Source organism: Parabacteroides sp. PF5-6 (genome assembly GCF_029504695.1).
Classification (GTDB): Bacteria; Bacteroidota; Bacteroidia; order Bacteroidales; family Tannerellaceae; genus QVMG01.
Window position 1 is genome coordinate 48,541 of the sequence record NZ_JAQFIN010000003.1, and the last position, 22,374, is coordinate 70,914.

Sequence of the window (22,374 nt, forward strand, 5' to 3'; positions counted from 1 at the left end):
CCCACTTGTGTGTTTCCCCCGGGCTCTTTGAGTGGACCCCGGGGGGCTGGTAAGATTTCTCAGATCACAATTTAATTGGCCGATTCGAATTGCCTCAGGAAACGGATATCGTTCTCCGAGAACATTCGTAGGTCTTTCACCTGGTATTTCAAATTCGTTATACGTTCGATCCCCATGCCCAGGGCATAACCGGAATATACTTTGCTGTCGATGCCGCAGTTGTCGAGCACATTCGGGTCGACCATACCACAACCCAGAATCTCCACCCAGCCGGTATGCTTGCAGAACGGACATCCTTTGCCTCCGCAGAGGTTACAGGAGATATCCATTTCGGCCGAAGGCTCGGTGAAAGGGAAGTAGGAGGGACGTAAACGGATCTTTGTCTCTTGTCCGAACATCTCTTTGGCAAAGAACAATAAGGCTTGCTTGAGGTCGGCAAAAGATACATCTTTATTGATATATAAGGCTTCCACCTGGTGGAAGAAACAATGCGCACGGTAAGAGATGGCTTCGTTGCGGTAGACACGTCCCGGGCAGATAATGCGGATCGGCGGTTGCTCTCTCTCCATCACCCGGGTCTGTACGGAAGAAGTATGTGTGCGAAGCAAGATATCCGGGTTATGCTGGATAAAGAATGTGTCCTGCATATCGCGTGCCGGATGGTCTTCGGCAAAGTTCAGGGAGGTAAACACATGCCAGTCGTCTTCGATCTCCGGACCTTCGGCAATAGAAAAACCAAGGGTAGCAAAGATATCACAGATTTCTTTCTTCACGATAGAGATCGGATGGCGGGTACCTAATTCAATCGGGTAAGCCGAACGCGTCAGGTCGATATCCTCGTCCGAGGTCTGGGTGTTTTCAAATCCTTCTTTCAGTGCGTTGATCTTTCCCTGGGTATAGTCTTTCAGTTCGTTCAAGAGACTTCCTACTTCCCGTTTCTGTTCGGCGGCCACATGACGGAAGTCATTCATCAACGCGGAGATCTCCCCCTTTTTGCTGAGGTATTTGATCCGTAAAGCTTCCAGTTCGTCGGCATTCGCCGCCTTGATATTCTCCACTTCCTGCCGAAGTGTTTTGATTTTATCGAGCATCTTTATTCCCAATTTCAAATTAGACACGCAAAAGTAGTCCTTTCTTTTGAATGGTGCAAGAAAAAAATAAGAACTCGCCTGCGGTCAAAGTGAATAAACAATCCATAATTCTTCTTGTTCTTTATGTAAAGGTATTGCAGAATGAATATATTTGTATTCTAAACGTTAAGGAGTAAATGGAAATTATCATTATTCTCGGGCTAATCTTATTGAATGGTGTGTTTGCTATGTCGGAGATCGCTCTGGTCTCAGCCCGTAAGTCCCGTCTGGAGATCGATGCCAAAAAAGGAAATAAATCCGCAAGAACCGCGTTGAAGCTGGCCAATGAGCCGGATCGGTTTCTTTCGACGGTTCAGATCGGTATTACGTTGATCGGTATCCTGACCGGTCTTTACTCCGGTGAAGCCTTTGCCGGCGACCTGGCGGAAGTCATGGCGGGCATCCCTTTGTTGCAGCCGTATGCTTTGGGCATTGCCAAAACGACGATTGTCATTCTGGTGACTTACCTGACATTGATCTTCGGTGAACTGGTACCCAAACGTATCGGAATGGGGTTTGCCGAGTCCGTGTCGAAGGTAATCGCCAAACCCATGCATTATCTCTCGGTCATCGCTTCGCCTTTTGTCTGGATCCTTTCCCAAAGCACGGCTTTGGTGGTGAAGGTCTTGCGCTTGAAAGCTTCGGATGATAACAGAGTGACCGAAGAAGAGATCAAAGCCATTGTGCAGGAGGGCTTTGATGGGGGAGAGGTGCAGGAAGTGGAACAGGATATTGTCGAACGTGTATTCAACCTGGGCGATCGCAACGTCGGTTCGATCATGACGCACCGCAGCGACCTGGTATGGCTCGATATCGCCGATACGCCTGCGCAAATCCGGGAGAAAGTGCAGGAAAACCTATACAATATATATCCCGTTGTCGACGGCAAGCTGGATGAATTGGAAGGCGTGGTCTACCTCAAAGACCTCTTCCTGTATCTCGACAAGCCGGACTTCAGCCTGAAGAACGTGATCCGTCCGGCAGAGTATCTTCCGGAGAATCAAAGCGTGTACAATGCACTGGCACAGTTCAAGGGCGCGCGCGACAAATACGGAATCGTTACCGATGAGTTTGGCGGTATCCAGGGCATTGTGACCATGAAAGATATTCTCGAAGGATTGGTCGGCGCTGTGCCGGAAGAAGGCGAAGAAGAGGAGATCGTTCAACGGGCGGATGGTTCCTGGTTGGTCGACGGTCAACTCTCTTTTTATGATTTCCTGGAGTATTTTGATCTGGTAGACCTCTATGCCGAGCATGATTATAATACGTTGAGCGGATTGATACTCGAGATTCTCGAACATGTTCCCCGTACGGGAGAGAAATTGACCTGGATGATATTCGATCTGGAAATAGTGGATATGGACGGCGCGCGTATCGATAAGGTTTTAGTCACCAACAGAGAGCCGTAAGTCGGCCAAATGCATGATCCGGAGAGCCGCTTTCTCTTTCCGCGGCATCCATCCGGCACGATTCAGAGCTGCATCCAGATTTCAATATAGATATAAGCGGCAGGGATCGCGAAGATGATACTGTCGAACCGGTCCAACATCCCGCCATGTCCGGGAAGGATCTTACCGGAGTCTTTCACTTCAAGCGTCCGTTTCATTAACGACTCGAACAGGTCGCCATACGTTCCGGCAATCACCACTACAGTGGCAAACCCAAGCCAAATCAGCCCGTTGGCACCGGTAAGCGTTTGGGGAAAGATCAACGAGGAGAGCAGGGCAATGATGAATCCCCCCCAGAAACCTTCCCATGATTTCTTCGGTGAGATACGTTCAAACAAACGATGCTTGCCCAGTAGGGAACCGATCAGGTAAGCGCCCGTATCGTTCAGCCAGATAAAAACAAAAATCGCTAATACGTAGATGGGAACGTAGGAGATCTCGCCCGGTGTATTGGGTTGGGCGGAGATGAAGTTCAACAGGGAAAAAGAACCGGCGATATAAAGCTGTCCGAAGATCGCCAACGAGCAGTTCCGGATCGGATTGGCACCTTTGATATACAATTCGGCAATCAGAACGCCCATCAGGAACAGGATATAGGGCAGGAACACCATACTGCTCAACAGGCTGTGCGAATAAGTGAAACTGGCGCAGAAAAGATAGACTCCGCCCAGGGAATACAAGAGGTGTTTGAGGTAAGCCTTTTCCGATTGCTCCACCAATCCGTAGAACTCCCACAACAGAAGAGCGACAACCAGGCTGAAAAGCGCCAGGTAGGAATAAGAATGAAGCCAGATGGCACCGATGATGACCGCTACGAATATAATACCGGTGCACGCTCTTTTTATTAGATTCCTTAACACAGCTATAGTAATTGTTTTGCCTGTAAATATAAAGAATTAATTGTCTTCCGCCGATACATCTTCCGCTTGAATGGCTTCCGGCTCTTCTTGTTTCTTCTTATTTTCTTCTTCCTGTATGGCCATAATCTCCTGGGATCTCGACTTCCAGGGTCGTGCACCGAAGATATGTTCGACATCCTCCGAATAGATCACTTCTCTTTCCTGCAGGACTTCCGCCAGGGTGTTATGTCCTTGGCTGTTCTGGGTGAGAATTTGTTTGGCGCGCGCATATTGTTCGTTGATGATGCGTTGCACTTCCACGTCGATCAGCTTGGCTGTCTCTTCGCTGTAGGGTTTGGTGAATCCCCATTCCTGCCCGGTGGAATCGTAGTAGTTCAGGTTGGGAAGCTTATCGCTCATCCCGAAATAAACCACCATTGCATAGGCTTGTTTGGTCACCCGTTCCAGGTCGTTCGATGCTCCGGTGGAGATCTTTTCCATGAATAATTCTTCGGCAGCCCGTCCACCCAGGGTGGCGCACATCTCATCCAGCAGTTGATCGCGGGTCGTGATCTGCCGTTCTTCCGGCAGGTACCAGGCGGCGCCTAAGGCTTTCCCGCGGGGAACGATGGTGACTTTCACCAACGGATTGGCGTGTTCCAACAGCCAGCTCAATGTCGCATGTCCCGCTTCATGAATCGCAATGCTCTTGCGCTCGTCGGCCGTGGTGATGCGTGATCGTTTTTCCAGTCCGCCGACAATCCGGTCGACCGCATTCATAAAGTCGTCTTTCTGCACAAATTTCTTTCCGCCACGGGCAGCGATCAATGCCGCTTCGTTACAGACATTAGCAATGTCGGCACCGGAGAAGCCGGGCGTCTGACGGGCCAGGAAGTCGGTATCGACAGTCTCATCGATCTTGATCGGACGCAGGTGCACGCCGAAGATCTCTTTCCGTTCGTTCAGGTCGGGCAGTTCCACATGGATCTGTCGGTCAAAACGTCCGGCGCGCAATAACGCTTTGTCCAAAATGTCAGCCCGGTTGGTGGCTGCCAGAATAATCACTCCGCTATTGGAGCCGAATCCATCCATCTCGGTCAAGAGCTGGTTCAACGTATTCTCGCGCTCATCGTTACTGTTCATATTGGCATTCTTGCCACGGGCACGCCCGACGGCATCGATCTCATCGATAAAAACAATACAGGGCGCTTTCTCTTTCGCCTGGCGGAACAGGTCGCGCACACGGGAAGCCCCGACGCCGACAAACATCTCCACGAAGTCGGAGCCCGACAACGAGAAGAACGGCACGTTCGCCTCTCCGGCTACCGCTTTGGCCAACAGGGTCTTTCCCGTTCCCGGAGGACCAACCAGCAGCGCTCCTTTGGGGATCTTTCCACCCAGTTCGGTGTATATGCCCGGATCTTTCAGGAAAGAGACAATCTCTTCCACCTCCTGTTTGGCTTCGGCCAGTCCGGCAACATCTTTGAAGGTCACTTTCCGGTCGTTATCCTTATCGAAGAGTTGGGCTCTCGACTTCCCGACATTGAAGACCCCGGCACCGCCGGCACCCCCTCCGGCACCCGACATCCTCCGCATCACGAAGATCCAGATAACAATGATCAGGATAAACGGCAATAAGGTCAGGATCGAATTCCAGAGCACATCATCCCCTTCTTCGAAACGAATCGGAGCGTCAATCTGGTATTCGCTGACCGCGCTCTCGTAGAAATCCGTGAACTTATCGGCTGATGGGATCTTGATGAACACTTTGGGAGCCACACCTAAGTTGGAGGTATCTCCTTTGAACACCACACTCAGTTTGTCCGGTTTGACAGAAGCTTCGATCAGGTTCTTCTTGTTGTAAACCACCATCTTCTCGAAGACATTCTCCCGGGTCAACTGTTGGAACTCGGTCCATCCCAGCTCTTTCGTGCTCGACGTATCGTTGGTCATCCAAAGCGCCGCCAGCCCTAATAAGATAAGCCCGTACATCCAATACAGGTTGACACGGGGAAGCTTCGGCTTGTTATTGTTGTTCGGCCGGGGAGGCTTATTGGGTATATCATTTTTATTTTCCATAAACTCTTTATCTAACAATTATCTTTTATGAACCGGTTCAATCCATATCCGGGATATGGGTCAATTGGGCATCTTCCCAGAGCGTGTCCAGGTTGTAAAAGGAACGCAGCTCGGGCACAAAGAGATGGACAAGAACCGTGCCATAATCCATTCCGATCCATTGAGCCATCTGATAGCCTTCGGTCGAAAGCGGTTTCTCGTTCATTTCTCTTCGGGCGAATTCCCATGCCGAATCGGCTAAGGCGGAAACTTGCGAAGGGGTGTTCCCTTCACAGATCACCATGTACCGACAGATGGCTCCGGAGAATTGGGTTAAATCTACTGTGACGATATTCTTGCCTTTCTTTTCCTGAAGGCCTGCTACAATTGTGTCTACTAAAACTTTTGCTTGATCCATTTACTTTATTTACTGTTTGCAAGGTGCAAATATAACTCTAAATTTTGATTGCTTCACTTTTGTCTACTGAATAAGAAAAAATATCCGTTTTTTTGTATCTTTTAAAAAAGTACTTATCTTTGCAGCCGGAAATGACGATTTCCGCATTCGCGATTGTTCTATGGTGTAATGGTAGCACAACAGATTCTGGTCCTGTTTGTCCAAGTTCGAGTCTTGGTAGAACAACAAAAGCGCCTATAACTCCCGGCAGTTATAGGCGCTTTTTTTTTGTGCCGGGTATCCATATTTGAAACCTCCCACACCCCCCTTTTTCAAACTACCGGTACTTTGCGCGCAAACTACTAATATTTTGTCGCCAAACTACCGGTAGTTGGTGCGCAAACTACCGGTAGTTTTTGAAGAGAATATTAACGATTCATTTTCAATGATTTAGAAATCTGCAAGGTCCATTCGTATCGAAGGAAATGGGAAGGTGGGCCGGTGTCCTGGAGGCCGCATAGCGGCCAACTGCATACAGCCCCGTGCGGAAGCGCGGGGTTGCTGGTATATAAAAAGAAAAGGCGCCACGTAGTGGTGCTATGCGTTTGTCATCCATCTACATAGCACCACTACGTGGCGCTGTTTGATTGGGATATCCATGACCCCGCGCTTCCGCACGGGGCTGAATACAGACAGCCGCTATGCGGCTTCAAAAATCTTCACATCTCAAAATACTTGAACCCCGCCAAAACCCCCTTTTCCAAAACATTGCACTTTGGGCGAAAAAACATTACACTTTGGTGAACAAAACATTGCGCTTTGGTTGACCAAAGTGCGATGTTTAAAAAAATGGAGTGTCGGGCGAACAAAAAGAAAACAAAATTGTTATATGACCGGATGCGTGTAAATAGCCTCTAAGTCATGAAAATCAAATAAAAGAAAATTCTAATAGTAATACCGTTTTAAGAAGTATGACAACACATTTAAATTTGAAATCCGTTTTTTTCGTTGCGTTAAGTTTCTTGTTCGCAATTTCCCTTCAAAGCTGTTGGGATGAAGATGTTTCTGAGGACAATGGGAAAACCGATCCCATAACAGAAGAGCCTACCGATGATGACTTCTTTGATTTTAACATGAAAGAGGGAATCGATCTGTCTATTGACTATGGTTTTAGCGATTTGATTGCCGGTGGGAATTATCAGGTACTGTTCAATCTGTATGATGAGATGCCTTATGATTATGATCAGGCCGGTAATCGTACAAAGAAAGAAGGCCTTTTGCCTTTGTATAGTGCGTGGACGGATAAGACCGGGAAGTTCTCCGGTACGATCACTTTGCCGTCGGCGCTGAAAACGGTCTTTTTGGCTTGTAATCATTTTGGCGCACTGGGGCTGGTAGAAGTGCCGGTTGCCAATGGAACGATCGCTTTCAATCAGAAGGAATACCTGGCGAGCCTGCTCAATACGACAAAAACCCGTGCGGCTAACAGCTATACACTCCCCAACGAAGATTGGGTGACACTGGGTGATTGGAACATAGCCGGTTTACCGGATTATCTGCTTTCGAAGAATCATACGTTCTATTCCAATTTCCTGGAAGATATGTATTATATGTTTGGTGGAAAAGAAGAAGGGCGTGGTGATGCGATCTGGGATAGGAATCCGGAAATCTTTGCGGCCGATAAGAGTATGGATATCCATATTATTGAAGACACCAAGATCAGTATGGTTTATCTCCAGTCGAACAGTAGCTATCAGAACACTGCCGGCTATTATGTGTACGAAACAAATAACCCGCCGACGACTGCTGCCGACGTGAAGAACTATATGGTTACTTTCCCGCGTTTAACGAATAACCCGTATAAATTACCTCTCCCTTTGCAGGCGGGCAATCAGATCGAATTGATGTTTCCCGGTGAGAACGGCTTGACTGCTACGTTCCCGGCCGGTTACAGTGTCGGCTTCTTTATCGCTGAGGATGCCTATGAAGACGGAAATATCAAAGATGGAGCTAATATTATCTACACGACCAAGGCGTTGAATAGCTCAACCTATCCTGTCGGGCAGAACCGTGCCGTGGCTCTTTATGAAGAAGGAACAAACCAGATGATCGCTTTAGGTTTCGAAGATTGTCCGGCCTGGGACCAGGACTTCAACGATGCTCTGTTCAGTGTGTTTGTAGCCGAAGCCAATGCGATCGATACGGATAATATGAATCCCTTACCTCCGAAAGAAGGCGAAGACGTAGCTGTCAGCGAAGGCAGTGGGGTGGTGATGTTCGAAGACTTATGGCCGGGCAAAGGCGACTACGATATCAATGACATCGTGATGCGTTACGAATCGATTATCGAACGTGATAAAAACAATATGATCACCCGGGTGGTGGATACGTTTACTCCGTTGAATTACGGGGGAACGATCATCAGTGGTTTTGGTTATCAGTACGACGATGTACAGGTGGGCCAGGTGAAAAGTTCGGTTATCGACTATGGCGTACAAGAGCCTTCAACTTTTATGAACGGTGAGGAATCCGAGCCGGGACAGGCTCTGCAGACGATGATCTTATTGGATAATATGAAAAAAATCGTAATGGGCGAGCCGATTGTTGTCACAACCGAGTTTGTCGAAGGCCAGGTTTCAACGCTTGTTCCTCCTTATAATCCTTTTATCATTGTGCATTCCGACAGCCGCAGAGAACATGAGGTGCATCTGATCAACAAGCGTCCGACTCCTTTCATGGATTATGGTCTGTTCGGGCAATCGAATGACAAATCGGATCCCGACCGTAACATCTATTACGTAGCCGACAAGCGTTATCCTTTTGCTCTGGATGTTCCTAAGCTTGATTTCCAGTGGGTTCTGGAGAGAAAAGACATCAATGATGCGTATCCCCAGTTCACCGAATGGGTGGAATCGAACGGATTGAATAATAAAGATTGGTACGAAACGCCGAATTCGGATTTGGTCGAAGAGAATATTTATTGATCAAACAATAGAGACCCTAAAGAAAACGAGGGCATCCCCAACGGGATGTCCTCGTTTCTCTTTTTTCCTCGGACAGTTATTTTAGCAGTGCAAGGCTTCCACATCTTCGGCGTGAAGCGGCAATTTCTTACCCAACAGGCGGGCGCCGTCGGCGGTGATCAGGAAGTCTTCTTCGTTGCGGATACCGCTGAAGTCTTTGTACGTCTCCACCTTATCGTAATTGATAAACTCGGCGAAGCGGTTTTCTTTGCGCCACAGATCGATCAGTTCGGGGATGAAATAGATACCCGGCTCGATAGTCAATACAAAGCCCGGTTCCAATTCGCGTCCCAGGCGCAAGGACTTGCGTCCGAACTGTGTGCTTTTCGGCCGTCCGTTGTAACCGACGTAGACTTCACCCAGGTTTTCCATATCGTGCACGTCCATACCCATCATATGGCCCAGTCCGCAAGGCATAAACAGGGCAGCGGCACCGGCTTTAACGGCTTCTTTGGTATCGCCTTTCACAAAGCCGAGCTCTTTCAATCCATCCATAATCACCGTCAGTGACAGGTCATAGACGTCTTCAAACTTAACGCCCGGACGCAGAGCGGCAACGGCTGCTTCGTGCGAAGCGACCTGGATATCATAAATATCCCGTTGGCGGGTCGTAAACTTCGAATCGACCGGAATGGTCGATGACATATCGCCGGCATAGCAGGAATCGGTCTCCGCTCCGGCGTCGAGCAGAAGCATCTGGCCGCTCTTGAGCGTATTGCCGTGGTAATGGTTGTGAAGCGTCTGCCCGTTGATCGTAGCAATGATCGGGAAAGAGAGTTCGCAACCCTGTTTCTTGGCCGCTTCGGCCACAACGGCGGCCACTTCATATTCTTTGATACCCGGACGGATCATGCGCATGGCTGCTGCGTGCATATCGACCGTTACGTTACATGCTCTTTCGATCTCGACGATCTCTTCCTCCGTCTTGTAATTTCGCTGGTTGACCACGCCATAGATAAACGGCACGGACGGTTTCTCGGTTCCCGGATAAATACCCAGCCAGTTCTGCAGTTTGATCTGATGTTCCGGCCGGTAAGTCGGCAGGTAATGGATCTCCTGTTTCTTCTCTTGTGCTTTCTTCAGGTAAGCTACGATCTCTTTGGCGGGCAATACCTCTTTCATGCCCGACAATTCACTCTTTTCTTTCAGCGTGGGTTGCGTGCCCATCCATACGATGGCATCGATCGACAATTCATCACCGAAGATAATTTCCCGGTCGTTATCGATATCGATCACCGCCGAAAGCCCGTCGTAGGGCAGTCCGAAGAAATAAAGGAAGGTGGAGTCTTGCCGGTAATGATAAGTGTTGTCGGCGTAGTTCATACCGGCTTCGTCGTTGCCGATAAACAATAATAAGCCTGATCCAACGGCTTGTTTCAGCTTCGCCCGGCGGGCGATGTAAGTTTCTTTTGCGAACATAGTTTGTCTTTTTTGTTTATAGATGCGACCAAATATAGGGATAAATTAAGAACTGACAATTGGAAATTTGTTATTTATTCCTATATTGCATTGCGAAAGAGAGTTTGTTTGAGCGCCTTATATACTAATAAGAAAGAGATTATGAATATTCAACAGATACAGATGCTGACCGAAGCAACTGTCGTATGCGGAGAGAATGGGCAAGAGCAAGAGTTGCTCTCCGCTTTTGCCAGCGACCTGATGAGTGATGTGCTTACATTGGACTGCAATGATGTTTTGTTAATCACCGGATTATGTAATCTGCAAACCATCCGCACGGCGGAGATGGCCGAAGTCGGCTGTATCCTTTTTGTGCGTGGCAAGAAGGTCACGCCCGATATGATCGAGTTGGCTAATGAGAACCAGATGGTTCTGATGACCACCGAACACTCTATGTTTCGTACGGTAGGCGAATTATATACGAATGGATTAAAACCCATTTATTAACGAGGAAGGGGGATAAGTCTATGCTGTTCAGATATGAACTGGAAGGAGGAAACTTCTCCAAAGCAGGATACGCGTCGAGTGAAATCAAAAAGACACTGAAGCAATTGTCTGTTGATCCGAAAGTGATCAAGCGGATTGTGGTGGCCTTGTATGAAGCCGAGGTCAATGTGGTGGCCCATGCCTGGAAAGGAGAGGTATTGGCGGATGTGGAGGCCGATCAGATCACCCTGACACTCAACGATGAAGGACCGGGCATCCCGGATATTCCTTTGGCCATGCAAGAAGGCTATTCGACGGCCTCGTCGGCTGTGCGTGAGATGGGGTTCGGTGCGGGTATGGGGTTGCCCAATATGAAAAAGAACGTAGACGAACTACATATAGAGAGTCGTATCGGTGTCGGAACGAATGTCCGTATGATCACCCGGTTTACGAATGAAGGAGGATAAGAACCATGGAAGAGAAGTTTTATCATGCCCTGGAGATAGATCATGACCGTTGCTTGGGTTGCACGCGTTGCATGACTAAATGCCCGACAAAAGCCATCCGCATCCGCGACGGGAAAGCACAGATCCGTAAAGACTGGTGTGTCGATTGCGGAGAATGCCTGAAGACTTGTCCAACGCTGGCGATCTACGTCGAAGAAGACGACTTCCGTAAGATCTTCGACTATCCTTGTCGGGTCGCTTTACTGCCGACGGTGTTCACCGGGCAGTTCTCCAAGTACACCACCGAAGAAGAGATCATCAGCGCTATCTATGAATTGGGCTTTACCCATGTCTTCCCGGTGGAGTTTTCTACCGATATGGTGCACCGGGAGATGATGCGCCAGATGGAGCATGCCGAGGAGAAGCCGGTGATCAGCTCGTTCTGTCCGGCCATTGTGCGATTGATCCAGATTCGCTTTCCGATGTTGGTCGATAATATCCTGTTGGTTAAACCACCGGTGAACGCTTCAGCCACCTATTACCATAAGGTGTTGGAAGACCAGGGTGTAGCGGTCGACGATATCGGCATCTTCTACGTCACGCCCTGTGCCGCGAAGATCGCTGCCCTGAAAGGAGAGGAGGGGTATACCTCGGCTATCAAAGGGGTAATCAATATGGATACATTATATAATAAGGTATACCATGTGTTGAAGAACCGCCCGAAAGACTATACCATCGATTGCAAGATGCCGCCTTCATTGACCAAGAAAGAGATGCGCTGGAGCCAGACCGGAGGAGAAGCCAAACACTTCCCCGGCCGTAGCCTGGCGATCGATGAGATTCACAATGTGATCGACTTCCTGGAACGGATGGAGACGACCGATGAAGTGCGCAATGTCGACTTTCTCGAGCTCAGGGCTTGTAATAAAAGCTGTGCCGGAGGTGTATTGACCGTAGCCAACCGCTTCCTGACTGCCGAACGTATGATGAAGCGTTCGCAAAACCGCGATAAGATCCCGATGATCTATGCTTCGGAAGACCTGGAAGCCTTGGCGTATCTAAAACAACATATCACCATGCCACCTATTCAGCCTAAAACGAAATTGTTGTACAAAGGTACCCGGGAAGAGATACTGCGAAAGATGGAGCAGGTGAGGGATATGATGTGTTTCCTGCCCGGCATCGACTGTGGCGCTTGCGGAAGCCCCAACTGCCGCAACCTGGCCGAGGATATCGTGCGCCAGGAAGCCCAGTTCAGCGATTGCATCTTTATGCAACGCAATATGGAGAAGCATGGCAAGCTGGATAAAGAACATGCTTTCCGCCTGATCGAAAAGACATGGGGCAAAGACCGCTTAAATAAAGATTGTTATAAGAAAGGAGCTAAATATGAAGGTCAATGAACTGATTGAGAAGTTAGAGCTGACCCTTTTCTGCGGAGAAGAGGGAGTAACGAATGAAGTAACCGGTGGCTACACCAGTGATCTATTGAGTGATGTGATGGGTAATATCGAAGAGGGTATGATCTGGGTGACGATGCAGACCCATCAGAACGTGGTGGCGGTCGCTTCGTTGAAAGATGCTGCCGCTGTCTTGATCGTCAATGGTTATGAGCCGGACGATGAGATGTTGGACAAAGGCAGGGAAGAGGCTATTCCTATTCTTGGAACCGAACTATCGGCCTTTGAGGTAAGTGGTTTGATCTATCAGTTATTGAAAGCGTGATGAACGAGTACTGGGTCGACCTGCATATACATACTTGTCTCTCTCCTTGTGGGGATCTGGAGATGAGCCCGTCGGCTATTGTGCGTAATGCTATTCATAATGGTTTGTCGGCCATTGCCATTACCGATCATAATACGACCTTACAATGCCCCGAGATACAGGCGTTAGGGAAGGAGGCGGGCCTGACGGTCTTTGCCGGGGTGGAAGTAACCACACGGGAAGAGGCGCATTGCATCGTATTGTTTCCTTCGGAGGAAGTGCGGCAGCAGTTCCAAGCCTATCTTGAAAAACATCTACCGCCTATTCCCAATGACCCGGAACGCTTTGGCGATCAGGTATGGGTGAACCGGCGGGAAGAGATACAGGGCACTTATCCCTATTTGTTGATCTCGGCGATCCGGCAGAGCATCGATCAGGTCGCGGCCTATGCCCGACAGTTGGGCTGTCTGTTTATCCCGGCACATGTAGAACGTCCGTCCAATAGTGTGATCGGGCAATTGGGTTTTATCGATCCCGCCTTGCCGATCGACGCCATCGAGTATAACAGCCAACGGCGATTCGAAAAGCTTCTGAAAGGCCATTCCTATCTGAATAATTATACGCAGTACAGCGCTTCTGACGCCCATTATCCGGATCAGATCGGCGATCCCTGCGCATTACTCAAAGTCCCTTCACTTACCTTTGAGAATCTGGCGCGTGCCTTTCGCCGGCAGGAGGGCTGTTCGATCTCTTCTACCTTTGGCGGTGAATTCTAAAAGAAAATGAACAACCTGAGTTTTCATATCACAGATATTGTAGCGAATAGTATTCGGGCAGGTGCCACGCAGGTGACGCTTGCCATAGCTGTAAAAGAGACGATTACTATCGAGGTAAAGGATAATGGCTGCGGCATGGATCAGGAAACCCTGCAACGGGTGACTAATCCTTTCTATACCACCCGCACCACCCGAAAAGTAGGACTGGGCCTGCCTTTCCTGATCCAGAACGCCGAACAGACGGGAGGAAAGGTCGTGATCTCTTCCGTTCCTGGCGAAGGAACCGATGTGTCGGCCCGTTTTATCGCCAGCCATATCGATTGTCCCCCCTGGGGCGACCTGGCGGCAACCGTTGCCACAACAATCACCGGCAATCCCGAAGTGAACATCTGTTTCCGTTATGAAACCGATCAAAACACTTTTATAATTAGTACCGAAGAAATAAAAGAAGCCTTGGATGGCATCCCGCTAAGCCTGCCCAAGGTGACGGTGTGGTTAGAAGAAATGATTCGGGAAAACCTTCATTAAAGATTTAACTCCTTAAATCTCTTTTCCCCTTAAACTTAAACTCCTTAATCCCCTTAAACTCCTTAAATCCTTTAAACTCCTTTTAGGGCTTACTCGTCTTCTCCTTATAATAGTTATAGCGGTTCATCACCTCATACACGTAGTTCAACGTCTCCCGTCCGCGCAGATAACCGTGCTTGCAGACCGGATCGTTATAATAGGCGGGGTCGCTCTTCCAGCGAATGCATTCAGAGATATTCTTATCCCAGACATTAGGATCCAGTTCGTATTTCTCCGCTAAGCGTTGGGCATCGTAGATATGCCCGATACCGGCATTGTAGGAAGCTAAGGTAAGTTTAATCTTCTCGGTCGGGTCTTCTACTTTAGAAAAGCCCTGACGGAAGCGGCGAAGCACTTCAACTCCGCTACGGATCCCCACTTCCGGGTCTTTCAGTTCATGCGGACTAACCCCCAGAGCCCGTGCCGTATTGGGCATAATGCCCATCAGTCCTTCCGCACCCGCCCAGGAGACTACCTGCGGATTGAAATGCGACTCCTGATAGGCGATAGAGGCTAAGAGCTGCCAGTCCCAACCCAGGAGGGAGGCGTATTTCTTGAAAAGATCATCGTAAGGAGAGATATGCCCGTCTTTCACTTCGGGCATCGTCGACTCGAGGGGTTGTTTGCTCAGTTCAAAGTAACGCTTAACGATCGCCCGGTAGTTCTGCTTCCCACTTTGTCCGGAAGCCCATTCATCAATAGCGGCAGCCAATAACGGACTGTGCTTATTTACTGCCCATGAAGAGCGTTGCATAAAGCTAACGGGAAGATCGACGTTGATGTTCCAGAAGTATGTCTTATTGAGCCGGGCGGTTTTATCGTCGCTGATCGTATAGGGGATTTCGCCCGTAGAGACCATCTCGATCAGGTCTTCCGTTGCAACGGTGTCCTTGGCGATGTATTGAATATGGATGCCGCCGCCGAGTTCTTTGTTTAGGTTCTCCAACCGGCGGGCATAGCGGGTGTTGGCCTGTACGTGTACTTCTTTACCGATCAGCTCCGTCACGTCTTTCAGGATCGTATCGCCCCGGTTGGTCCGTTGCACCAATACTTGCGTCGATTGGGTTTCGCGGCCGCAGAAGAGAACAGTCTCTTTCAAGGTGTTAGTCACCTGAATGGGGTAGGCCACCACGTCGGCTTCGCCTGCTTGTAACATCTCGATCAGGCGTGAACTGTTCTCTGCCACCTTGATCTTTAATTTCAACCCCTGACTCCGGGCAAAGTCTTTGATCAGGTCGTATTCATAACCCATCTCATCCATCTTGTACTGGAAGTATGTCGTTGAGCTATACAGGGTAACAGCGGTGATTTCCCCTTCTTCAATCAGTTGGGGGAGATCTTTGGATAAAGGCACTGCTTCCTTTTTCTTCTCCCTAGATTGACAAGCGGATAATGTAATCAGTAAAAGAAAAAAGGTACTCCATTTTAATAGCGATGAAATACTATTTCGGCTCCTCTCCTGGACTCCCACCACCCCGCCCTTCGGGCACCCCTCCTCAGGCAGGAGGGGAATTGGGAACCGCCGCTTGCGGTGGTGGAAAGGTTGTTTTTTATGTATTAAAAACATTATCTTTTCTCCAATAAGACGACGTTCTCCACATGGTGTGTATGGGGGAACATATCGACGGGCTGTACTTTCTTTACAGCATACAGATCGTTGAGTAACTGCAGATCGCGCGCCTGTGTCGCCGGGTTACAGCTTACATACACAATCCGCTCGGGAGCAGCAAACAAGATAGTCTTGATCACATCATCGTGCATGCCGGCACGGGGCGGATCGGTAATGATCACATCCGGACGGCCATGTTCCGTGATAAAGTCTTCATTGAGGATATCTTTCATGTCACCGGCGAAGAACAAGGTGTTTTCTATCTTGTTGTAGGCGGAGTTCACCTTGGCATCTTCGATCGCTTCGGGCACGTATTCGATGCCAATCACCTTACGCGCCTGGCGGGAAACGAAGTTGGCAATCGTGCCTGTACCGGTGTATAAGTCGTACACCAATTCATCACCGGTCAGGCCGGCAAATTCGCGTGCGACCTTATATAAGGTATACGCCTGCTCGCTATTGGTCTGATAGAACGACTTGGGACCGATCTTAAAGGAAAGGCCTTCCATTTGTTCGATGATATGGTCTTTGCCGTGGAAGACGATCACGTCCTGATCGGTTATCGTATCGTTGGCCTTGCCATTGATCACATATTGCAGGGAAGTGATTTCCGGGAACTGCTCCACCAGGTAGGAGAGGAGCGCCTCGCAGCGTTCGCGGTCTTCGTAGAAGAATACGACCACCACCATCAGATCACCGGTCGAAGTGGTACGAATCATCAACGTACGCATCAGTCCTTCCTGATTGCGCAAGTCGAAGAACGGATAACCTTCATGGCTCAGGCAGTACTCCCGAACAGCCAGACGGATCCGGTTGGAGATGTCATCCTGTAGCCAACACTTGCGGATATCCAATACCTTGTCGAACATACCCGGGATATGGAAACCCAGGCCATCCATCGCAAACGACTCGCCCGACTTGATCTGCTCTTCGGTCAGCCAACGCTTATTCGAGAAAGTGTACTCCAGTTTATTGCGGTAGAACGTCGTTCGCTCCGATCCCAGAATAGGGAATACCTCTTCGGCTTCGATCTTCCCGATGCGGGTCAGGTTGTCGATCACCTGTTTGTGTTTATGGCGGATCTGCTCTTCGTAAGGGATATGTTGCCACTTACAGCCTCCACACGTACCGAAGTGTTCGCAAAAAGGCTCGCTTCGTTGCTCGGAATATGTATGGAAAAAGACGGCTCGTCCTTCCGCATATTTGTTTTTTTTACGGGTTATCTGGATGTCTACTACGTCGCCGGGAGCGACAAAAGGTACAAAGACTACTTTCTCATCTACTTTCGCAATCGCCTTACCCTCAGCGGCTATATCGGTTATTTCTACCTTTTCCAACAGGGGGAGCTGTTTGTTTTTCCTTGCCAATGTTTTTACGTTTAAAAATTTCGCCACGCAAATGTACGCATTTAAGCTTTATCTCTGCTTCCATATAGTTATAAAACACATTATTAATTCTTTTTCACGATTGAAAGTTATGCTGTGAATTAGAGAACTATTCGTATCTTTGCAAACTCGACATGGCAAAAGCGAGAGGAAAGCCAACTATTATACTATATACACTATCTTATTTATTCTTATGGAAAGAAAAAGAGTTTACACTTTCGGCAATGGAAAGGCCGAAGGAAAAGCAGAGATGAAAAACCTGCTGGGAGGAAAAGGTGCTAACCTTGCTGAAATGAACCTGATCGGCGTACCCGTGCCTCCGGGATTTACGATCACAACCGAAGTCTGCTCCGAGTACTATGAACTGGGCAAAGACAAGGTGGTTGAATTACTTAAGACCGATGTGGAGAAGGCAATTAAAGAGATTGAGGGACTGATGAACTCCAAGTTTGGTGATATAGAAAACCCGTTACTTGTTTCCGTTCGTTCAGGCGCACGCGCTTCGATGCCGGGTATGATGGATACGATCCTGAACCTGGGGTTGAACGACGAAGTGGTGGAAGGAATGACACGCAAAACAGGGAATGCCCGTTTTGCCTGGGACTCTTACCGTCGTTTTGTGCAGATGTATGGCGACGTGGTATTGGGTATGAAACCCACCAGCAAAGAGGAGATCGATCCGTTTGAAGCGATCATCGAAGAAGTAAAAGAAGCCAAAGGTGTTCATCTGGACAATGAATTGTCGGTGGATGACCTGAAAGAACTGGTGCGTAAGTTCAAAGCGGCTGTCAAAGAACAGACCGGCAAAGACTTCCCGACCGATGCCTACGAACAGTTGTGGGGTGCCGTTTGTTCGGTATTCGACTCCTGGATGAACGACCGTGCTATCCTCTATCGCAAGATGGAAGGTATTCCTGCTGAGTGGGGAACGGCCGTGAACGTACAAGCGATGGTCTTCGGTAATATGGGTGAGTCTTCCGCTACAGGTGTATGTTTCTCTCGCGATGCCGGAAACGGAGACGATGAGTTCAACGGTGAATACCTGATCAACGCACAGGGTGAAGACGTAGTGGCCGGTATCCGTACGCCGCAACAGATCACCAAGGCCGGTTCACAGGTATGGGCCGAGCGTGCCGGTATCCCTGAAGAAGAACGCGCCACAAAGTATCCTTCTATGGAAGAAGCGATGCCGGAGATCTATAAAGAACTGGATGCCATCCAAACGAAACTGGAGAACCACTACCGCGACATGCAGGATATGGAATTCACCGTTCAGGAAGGCAAGCTCTGGTTCTTGCAAACCCGTAACGGGAAACGTACCGGTGCAGCAATGGTAAAGATCGCTATGGACCTGTTGCGTCAGGGCATGATCGACGAAAAGACTGCATTAATGCGTATCGAGCCGTTGAAACTCGACGAACTGCTTCACCCGGTATTCGACAAAGCTGCCTTGAAGAGTGCAAAAGTATTGGCCAAAGGGCTTCCGGCTTCTCCGGGTGCGGCAACGGGCCAGATCGTATTCTTCGCCGAAGACGCGACCGAATGGTATAAAGCCGGTAAAAAGGTCATGCTGGTTCGTATCGAAACCTCTCCCGAAGACTTGGCCGGTATGGCGGCTGCCGAAGGAATCCTTACCGCTCGTGGTGGGATGACTTCTCACGCTGCTGTTGTGGCACGTGGTATGGGCAAGTGCTGTGTATCCGGAGCAGGCGCTTTGAATATCGACTACAAGAAGAAAACCATAGAGATCGATGGCCGCGTATTCAACGAAGGCGACTTTATCTCTTTGAACGGAACGACCGGTGAAGTATACGACGGCCAGGTGAAAACGATGGAAGCCGAAGTAACCGGCGACTTCGAAGAACTGATGAAACTGGCGGATAAATATACCAAGATGGGCGTTCGTACCAATGCGGATACGCCGCACGATGCAACGGTAGCCCGTAACTTTGGTGCTTGCGGTATCGGTCTTTGCCGTACGGAACATATGTTCTTTGAAGGCGATAAGATCCGTGCCATGCGCGAGATGATTCTGGCCGACTCGTTGGAAGACCGTAAGAAAGCGTTGGAGAAACTCTTGCCGTATCAGAAAGAAGACTTCAAAGGTATCTTCAAAGCGATGCACGACTGTCCGGTGACTGTACGTCTGTTGGATCCTCCTTTGCATGAGTTCGTTCCCCACGATGATAAAGGCCAGAACGAAATGGCGGAAGCTATGGGCTTGCCGGTGGAAACGATTCGTCGTCGTGTAGAAGCCTTGGTAGAGTTCAACCCGATGCTGGGACACCGTGGTTGCCGTTTGGGTAATACCTATCCTGAAATTACGGAAATGCAAACCCGCGCGATCCTTGGCGCTGCTTTGGAACTGAAGAAAGAAGGCGTAACGGCTATTCCTGAAATCATGGTGCCGCTGACCGGTATCGTATACGAATTCCTGGAACAGGAAAAGATCATCCGTGACACCGCCAAGGCGCTGTTCGCTGAAATGGGTGATGAGATCGATTTCAAGGTGGGAACAATGATCGAGATCCCACGTGCCGCCTTGACTGCCGACCGTATCGCTTCGCATGCCGAGTTCTTCTCGTTCGGAACAAACGACTTGACGCAGATGACCTTTGGTTACTCTCGCGACGATATCGCTTCCTTCCTGCCGATCTACCTGGAAAAGAAGATCCTGAAGTTCGACCCGTTCCAAGTGTTAGACCAGAACGGCGTAGGCCAATTGGTACGTATGGCAACCGAGAAAGGCCGCGCAGCACGTGCTGACCTGAAATGCGGTATCTGCGGCGAACATGGTGGCGAACCTTCTTCGGTGAAGTTCTGCCATAAGGTAGGTCTGAACTACGTCTCCTGCTCACCGTTCCGTGTGCCTATCGCCCGCGTATCGGCTGCTCAGGCTGCTTTGGAAGACTAAGAATCTTTGAGAATACATACAAAAAGAGATCGTTCCCTCGAGGGACGATCTCTTTTTATATACCCTTTATATATCCTTTTTTATCCGATCATCTGTACGCTGCGTTTGATGAAACGGCTCAGGGCTTCGCCTTTGAGCATGCCGTTACCCAATAGGGCAAGGTCGATCAATTCGCTTACCAGGTTGTTGGAGGCGGCATATTCGGAAATGATGCTATCACGCTGTTCACGTAGTTCATCCAACTTTTTGTTCGTATTCGTCATATCTTCTTTCTCCTGCGTACTGATCTCTTCTTCTTTCTTATCTTTCTGAGACTCACGCAGATCGGCCTGACGGGCTTCCCAGCCTTTGATATCAGCGGTGATAGGCGCCAGTTTCTCATTCAGAGCAATTTCTTCGTCGGCCAATACTTTTTGGATCAGGGCATGGTCGGTATTCAATACCAGGTTGTAGCTGTCGGGCAGTTCACCATAGAACGACATGCCCGGTTGCATCGCCGCCATATCGCGCATCCGGCGCATATATTCGCCTTGCGTGAGCATGACCGGATTCGCATTTTCCCCCAGAGCTTCGAAAGCAACCATAAACTCAGTCTTTTCCATCTTTGGCATCTGGCTCTTAAACATTTGGTTCAGCGCGTTTTGCTGCTCTTGATCTAAAGTAATCTTACCGTTCTCTTCTTTGCGGATCAGGTTGTCGACCACATCACTGTCGACCCGGACAAAACGGGTCTTTTCGAACTTCTGTTCCAACTGCCCGATCACGTGCGAATCCAGTTGACCGTCCATAAACAAGACACTGTAGCCTTTGTCTTTCGCGGCGTGGATATAGCTGTACTGTTCTTCTTTACTGTTGGTGTAGAGATAGATCAGGTTGCCTTCTTTGTCGGTTTGATTGCTTTCGGTCAGTGTCCGGTATTCTTCGAAAGTGAAATACTTATCGTCCACATCTTTTAATAAAGCGAACTTGGCGGCACGTTCGTAGAACTTCTCATCCGACAGCATACCGTATTGGATAAAGAGTTTCAAGCTGTCCCATTTCTCTTCGAAGGAAGGGCGATCTTTCTTGAAGATCTCTTCCAGGCGGTCGGACACCTTCTTGGTGATATGGCTGGAGATCTTCTTCACGTTTTGATCGCTTTGCAGGTAGGAACGGGAAACGTTCAGCGGAATATCCGGTGAGTCGATCACCCCGTGCAACAAAGTCAGGAATTCGGGTACGATACCTTCCACCGAGTCGGTAACGAACACCTGGTTGCAATACAACTGAATCTTGTTGCGGTGCAGGTCCATATTGCTCTTGATGCGCGGGAAATAAAGGATACCGGTCAGGTTGAAGGGATAATCCACATTCAGATGGATCCAGAACAGCGGTTCTTCGCTCATCGGATAAAGATCCTGATAGAACTTTTTATAGTCTTCGTCGGTCATCTCGGCCGGCTTACGGGTCCATGCCGGCGTGGTGTCGTTGATGATATTGTCTTCATCCGTATCGACATACTTACCATCTTTCCATTCCTGTTTCTTGCCAAAAGCGATAGGCACCGGAAGGAAGCGGCAGTATTTGGTCAATAGACCTTCCAACTTCTGTTTGTTCAGGAAATCTTTACTTTCGTCGTCGATATAGAGAATGATATCCGTTCCGCGGTCTTCTTTTTCAGTCTCTTCCATCGTATATTCGGGCGAACCGTCGCAGCTCCACTTCATGGCGACCGCATTCTCCTGATGGGAGCGGGTGATGATCTCTACCCGTTTGGAAACCATAAAAGAAGAATAGAAACCCAGCCCGAAATGCCCGATAATGGAAGCGGCATCGTTCTTGTATTTCTCTACAAACTCTTCCGCACCTGAGAAAGCGATCTGATTGATATATTTATCGATCTCATCGCCTGTCATACCGATGCCCCGGTCGGAGATCGTTATTTTCTCTTCGTCAAACTTCACGCGAACGGTCAGATCACCCAGTTCACCTTTGAACTCGCCGACAGAAGCCAGTGTTTTCAGCTTTTGCGTCGCATCGACCGCGTTGGATACTAACTCACGTAAGAAAATCTCATTGTCACTGTAAAGGAACTTCTTGATAATGGGGAAGATGTTTTCACTTGTAACACCAATGTTTCCTTGTTTACTCATAATTTCTTTTATTTAATATATATTGGTTGTTTTACTTCTTATTAAAGTTGAACCCACTTCGG

General features: G+C 48.9%; 17 protein-coding genes and 1 tRNA gene. 10 read left to right on the plus strand and 8 right to left on the minus strand.

Going from position 1 to position 22,374, the window contains the following annotated elements:
- Positions 1 to 71: 71 nt before the first annotated feature.
- Positions 72 to 1,091: a phenylalanine--tRNA ligase subunit alpha gene (gene pheS, locus M2133_RS04435; RefSeq protein ID WP_277464783.1), complete on the minus strand. Its 1,020-nt coding sequence runs from the start codon at positions 1,089 to 1,091 to the stop codon at positions 72 to 74.
- 176 nt (positions 1,092 to 1,267) lie between these two features.
- On the opposite strand from pheS, the gene M2133_RS04440 reads away from it, so the two are divergent.
- Complete coding sequence (locus tag M2133_RS04440; RefSeq protein WP_277464784.1) at positions 1,268 to 2,539, plus strand: hemolysin family protein; 1,272 nt, start codon at positions 1,268 to 1,270, stop codon at positions 2,537 to 2,539.
- 62 nt (positions 2,540 to 2,601) lie between these two features.
- Here the strand turns inward: M2133_RS04440 and M2133_RS04445 are convergent, their stop codons facing one another.
- Genes M2133_RS04445 through rsfS form a run of 3 tightly spaced genes read right to left on the minus strand, consistent with a single transcriptional unit; the run spans position 2,602 to position 5,893 of the window.
- Complete coding sequence (locus tag M2133_RS04445; protein WP_277464785.1) at positions 2,602 to 3,438, minus strand: phosphatidate cytidylyltransferase; 837 nt, start codon at positions 3,436 to 3,438, stop codon at positions 2,602 to 2,604.
- Between the two features lie 36 nt (positions 3,439 to 3,474).
- Positions 3,475 to 5,496, minus strand: a complete 2,022-nt coding sequence (gene ftsH / locus M2133_RS04450) for an ATP-dependent zinc metalloprotease FtsH (RefSeq protein ID WP_277464786.1) — start codon at positions 5,494 to 5,496, stop codon at positions 3,475 to 3,477.
- 37 nt (positions 5,497 to 5,533) lie between these two features.
- Complete coding sequence (rsfS, locus tag M2133_RS04455; protein ID WP_277464787.1) at positions 5,534 to 5,893, minus strand: ribosome silencing factor; 360 nt, start codon at positions 5,891 to 5,893, stop codon at positions 5,534 to 5,536.
- A gap of 154 nt (positions 5,894 to 6,047) precedes the next feature.
- Here rsfS and M2133_RS04460 point away from each other — a divergent pair.
- Both M2133_RS04460 and M2133_RS04465 read left to right on the plus strand, forming a co-directional pair.
- A tRNA-Gln gene (locus M2133_RS04460) sits at positions 6,048 to 6,118 on the plus strand.
- An 887-nt stretch (positions 6,119 to 7,005) separates the two neighbouring features.
- Positions 7,006 to 8,856, plus strand: a complete 1,851-nt coding sequence (locus tag M2133_RS04465) for an LruC domain-containing protein (protein WP_277464789.1) — start codon at positions 7,006 to 7,008, stop codon at positions 8,854 to 8,856.
- Between the two features lie 81 nt (positions 8,857 to 8,937).
- On the opposite strand, the gene M2133_RS04470 is transcribed toward M2133_RS04465, so the two are convergent.
- Positions 8,938 to 10,314 carry an aminopeptidase P family protein gene (locus M2133_RS04470; protein WP_277464790.1) on the minus strand — a complete coding sequence of 459 codons (1,377 nt, stop codon included), beginning with the start codon at positions 10,312 to 10,314 and terminating at the stop codon, positions 8,938 to 8,940.
- A gap of 141 nt (positions 10,315 to 10,455) precedes the next feature.
- On the opposite strand from M2133_RS04470, the gene M2133_RS04475 reads away from it, so the two are divergent.
- The 6 genes from M2133_RS04475 to M2133_RS04500 are packed head-to-tail and all read left to right on the plus strand — an operon-like array spanning position 10,456 to position 14,233.
- Positions 10,456 to 10,800 (plus strand): hypothetical protein, encoded by a 345-nt coding sequence (locus M2133_RS04475; protein ID WP_277464791.1) that lies wholly within the window; start codon positions 10,456 to 10,458, stop codon positions 10,798 to 10,800.
- Between the two features lie 20 nt (positions 10,801 to 10,820).
- Complete coding sequence (locus M2133_RS04480; RefSeq protein ID WP_277464792.1) at positions 10,821 to 11,246, plus strand: ATP-binding protein; 426 nt, start codon at positions 10,821 to 10,823, stop codon at positions 11,244 to 11,246.
- Positions 11,247 to 11,251: 5 nt separating this feature from the next.
- The gene (locus M2133_RS04485; RefSeq protein WP_277464793.1) at positions 11,252 to 12,628 is read left to right on the plus strand and encodes a [Fe-Fe] hydrogenase large subunit C-terminal domain-containing protein; all 1,377 of its coding nucleotides are present in this window, start codon (positions 11,252 to 11,254) and stop codon (positions 12,626 to 12,628) included.
- Positions 12,615 to 12,950 carry a DRTGG domain-containing protein gene (locus M2133_RS04490; protein ID WP_277464794.1) on the plus strand — a complete coding sequence of 112 codons (336 nt, stop codon included), beginning with the start codon at positions 12,615 to 12,617 and terminating at the stop codon, positions 12,948 to 12,950. The genes M2133_RS04485 and M2133_RS04490 overlap by 14 nt, the downstream gene beginning before the upstream one ends.
- A complete protein-coding gene (locus M2133_RS04495) occupies positions 12,950 to 13,705 on the plus strand; it encodes a PHP domain-containing protein (RefSeq protein WP_277464795.1) in 756 nt (251 codons plus the stop codon). Before M2133_RS04490 ends, M2133_RS04495 begins: the two co-directional genes overlap by 1 nt.
- Positions 13,706 to 13,711: 6 nt before the next feature.
- Entirely contained in the window at positions 13,712 to 14,233 is a 522-nt protein-coding gene (locus M2133_RS04500; protein WP_277464796.1) for an ATP-binding protein, read from the plus strand.
- An 82-nt stretch (positions 14,234 to 14,315) separates the two neighbouring features.
- On the opposite strand, the gene M2133_RS04505 is transcribed toward M2133_RS04500, so the two are convergent.
- Together M2133_RS04505 and rlmD are read right to left on the minus strand one after the other, a co-directional pair.
- A complete protein-coding gene (locus M2133_RS04505) occupies positions 14,316 to 15,674 on the minus strand; it encodes a transporter substrate-binding domain-containing protein (protein WP_277465099.1) in 1,359 nt (452 codons plus the stop codon).
- 164 nt (positions 15,675 to 15,838) lie between these two features.
- Positions 15,839 to 17,248, minus strand: a complete 1,410-nt coding sequence (rlmD, locus tag M2133_RS04510) for a 23S rRNA (uracil(1939)-C(5))-methyltransferase RlmD (protein WP_277464797.1) — start codon at positions 17,246 to 17,248, stop codon at positions 15,839 to 15,841.
- Positions 17,249 to 17,459: 211 nt separating this feature from the next.
- Here rlmD and ppdK point away from each other — a divergent pair, with 211 nt between their 5' ends.
- The gene (gene ppdK / locus M2133_RS04515) at positions 17,460 to 20,180 is read left to right on the plus strand and encodes a pyruvate, phosphate dikinase (protein ID WP_277464798.1); all 2,721 of its coding nucleotides are present in this window, start codon (positions 17,460 to 17,462) and stop codon (positions 20,178 to 20,180) included.
- Positions 20,181 to 20,260: 80 nt separating this feature from the next.
- On the opposite strand, the gene htpG is transcribed toward ppdK, so the two are convergent.
- Positions 20,261 to 22,312 (minus strand): molecular chaperone HtpG, encoded by a 2,052-nt coding sequence (gene htpG, locus M2133_RS04520; protein ID WP_277464799.1) that lies wholly within the window; start codon positions 22,310 to 22,312, stop codon positions 20,261 to 20,263.
- Positions 22,313 to 22,374: the final 62 nt, after the last annotated feature.

Bases quoted from the DNA above. Each gene is read 5' to 3' on its own strand.
- pheS (WP_277464783.1), bottom strand. From the start codon at position 1,091: ATGCTCGATAAAATCAAAACACTTCGGCAGGAAGTGGAGAATATCAAG.
- M2133_RS04440 (WP_277464784.1), top strand. From the start codon at position 1,268: ATGGAAATTATCATTATTCTCGGGCTAATCTTATTGAATGGTGTGTTT.
- ftsH (WP_277464786.1), bottom strand. From the start codon at position 5,496: ATGGAAAATAAAAATGATATACCCAATAAGCCTCCCCGGCCGAACAAC.
- rsfS (WP_277464787.1), bottom strand. From the start codon at position 5,893: ATGGATCAAGCAAAAGTTTTAGTAGACACAATTGTAGCAGGCCTTCAG.
- M2133_RS04465 (WP_277464789.1), top strand. From the start codon at position 7,006: ATGAAAGAGGGAATCGATCTGTCTATTGACTATGGTTTTAGCGATTTG.
- M2133_RS04470 (WP_277464790.1), bottom strand. From the start codon at position 10,314: ATGTTCGCAAAAGAAACTTACATCGCCCGCCGGGCGAAGCTGAAACAA.
- M2133_RS04475 (WP_277464791.1), top strand. From the start codon at position 10,456: ATGAATATTCAACAGATACAGATGCTGACCGAAGCAACTGTCGTATGC.
- M2133_RS04480 (WP_277464792.1), top strand. From the start codon at position 10,821: ATGCTGTTCAGATATGAACTGGAAGGAGGAAACTTCTCCAAAGCAGGA.
- M2133_RS04485 (WP_277464793.1), top strand. From the start codon at position 11,252: ATGGAAGAGAAGTTTTATCATGCCCTGGAGATAGATCATGACCGTTGC.
- M2133_RS04490 (WP_277464794.1), top strand. From the start codon at position 12,615: ATGAAGGTCAATGAACTGATTGAGAAGTTAGAGCTGACCCTTTTCTGC.
- M2133_RS04495 (WP_277464795.1), top strand. From the start codon at position 12,950: ATGAACGAGTACTGGGTCGACCTGCATATACATACTTGTCTCTCTCCT.
- M2133_RS04500 (WP_277464796.1), top strand. From the start codon at position 13,712: ATGAACAACCTGAGTTTTCATATCACAGATATTGTAGCGAATAGTATT.
- ppdK (WP_277464798.1), top strand. From the start codon at position 17,460: ATGGAAAGAAAAAGAGTTTACACTTTCGGCAATGGAAAGGCCGAAGGA.
- htpG (WP_277464799.1), bottom strand. From the start codon at position 22,312: ATGAGTAAACAAGGAAACATTGGTGTTACAAGTGAAAACATCTTCCCC.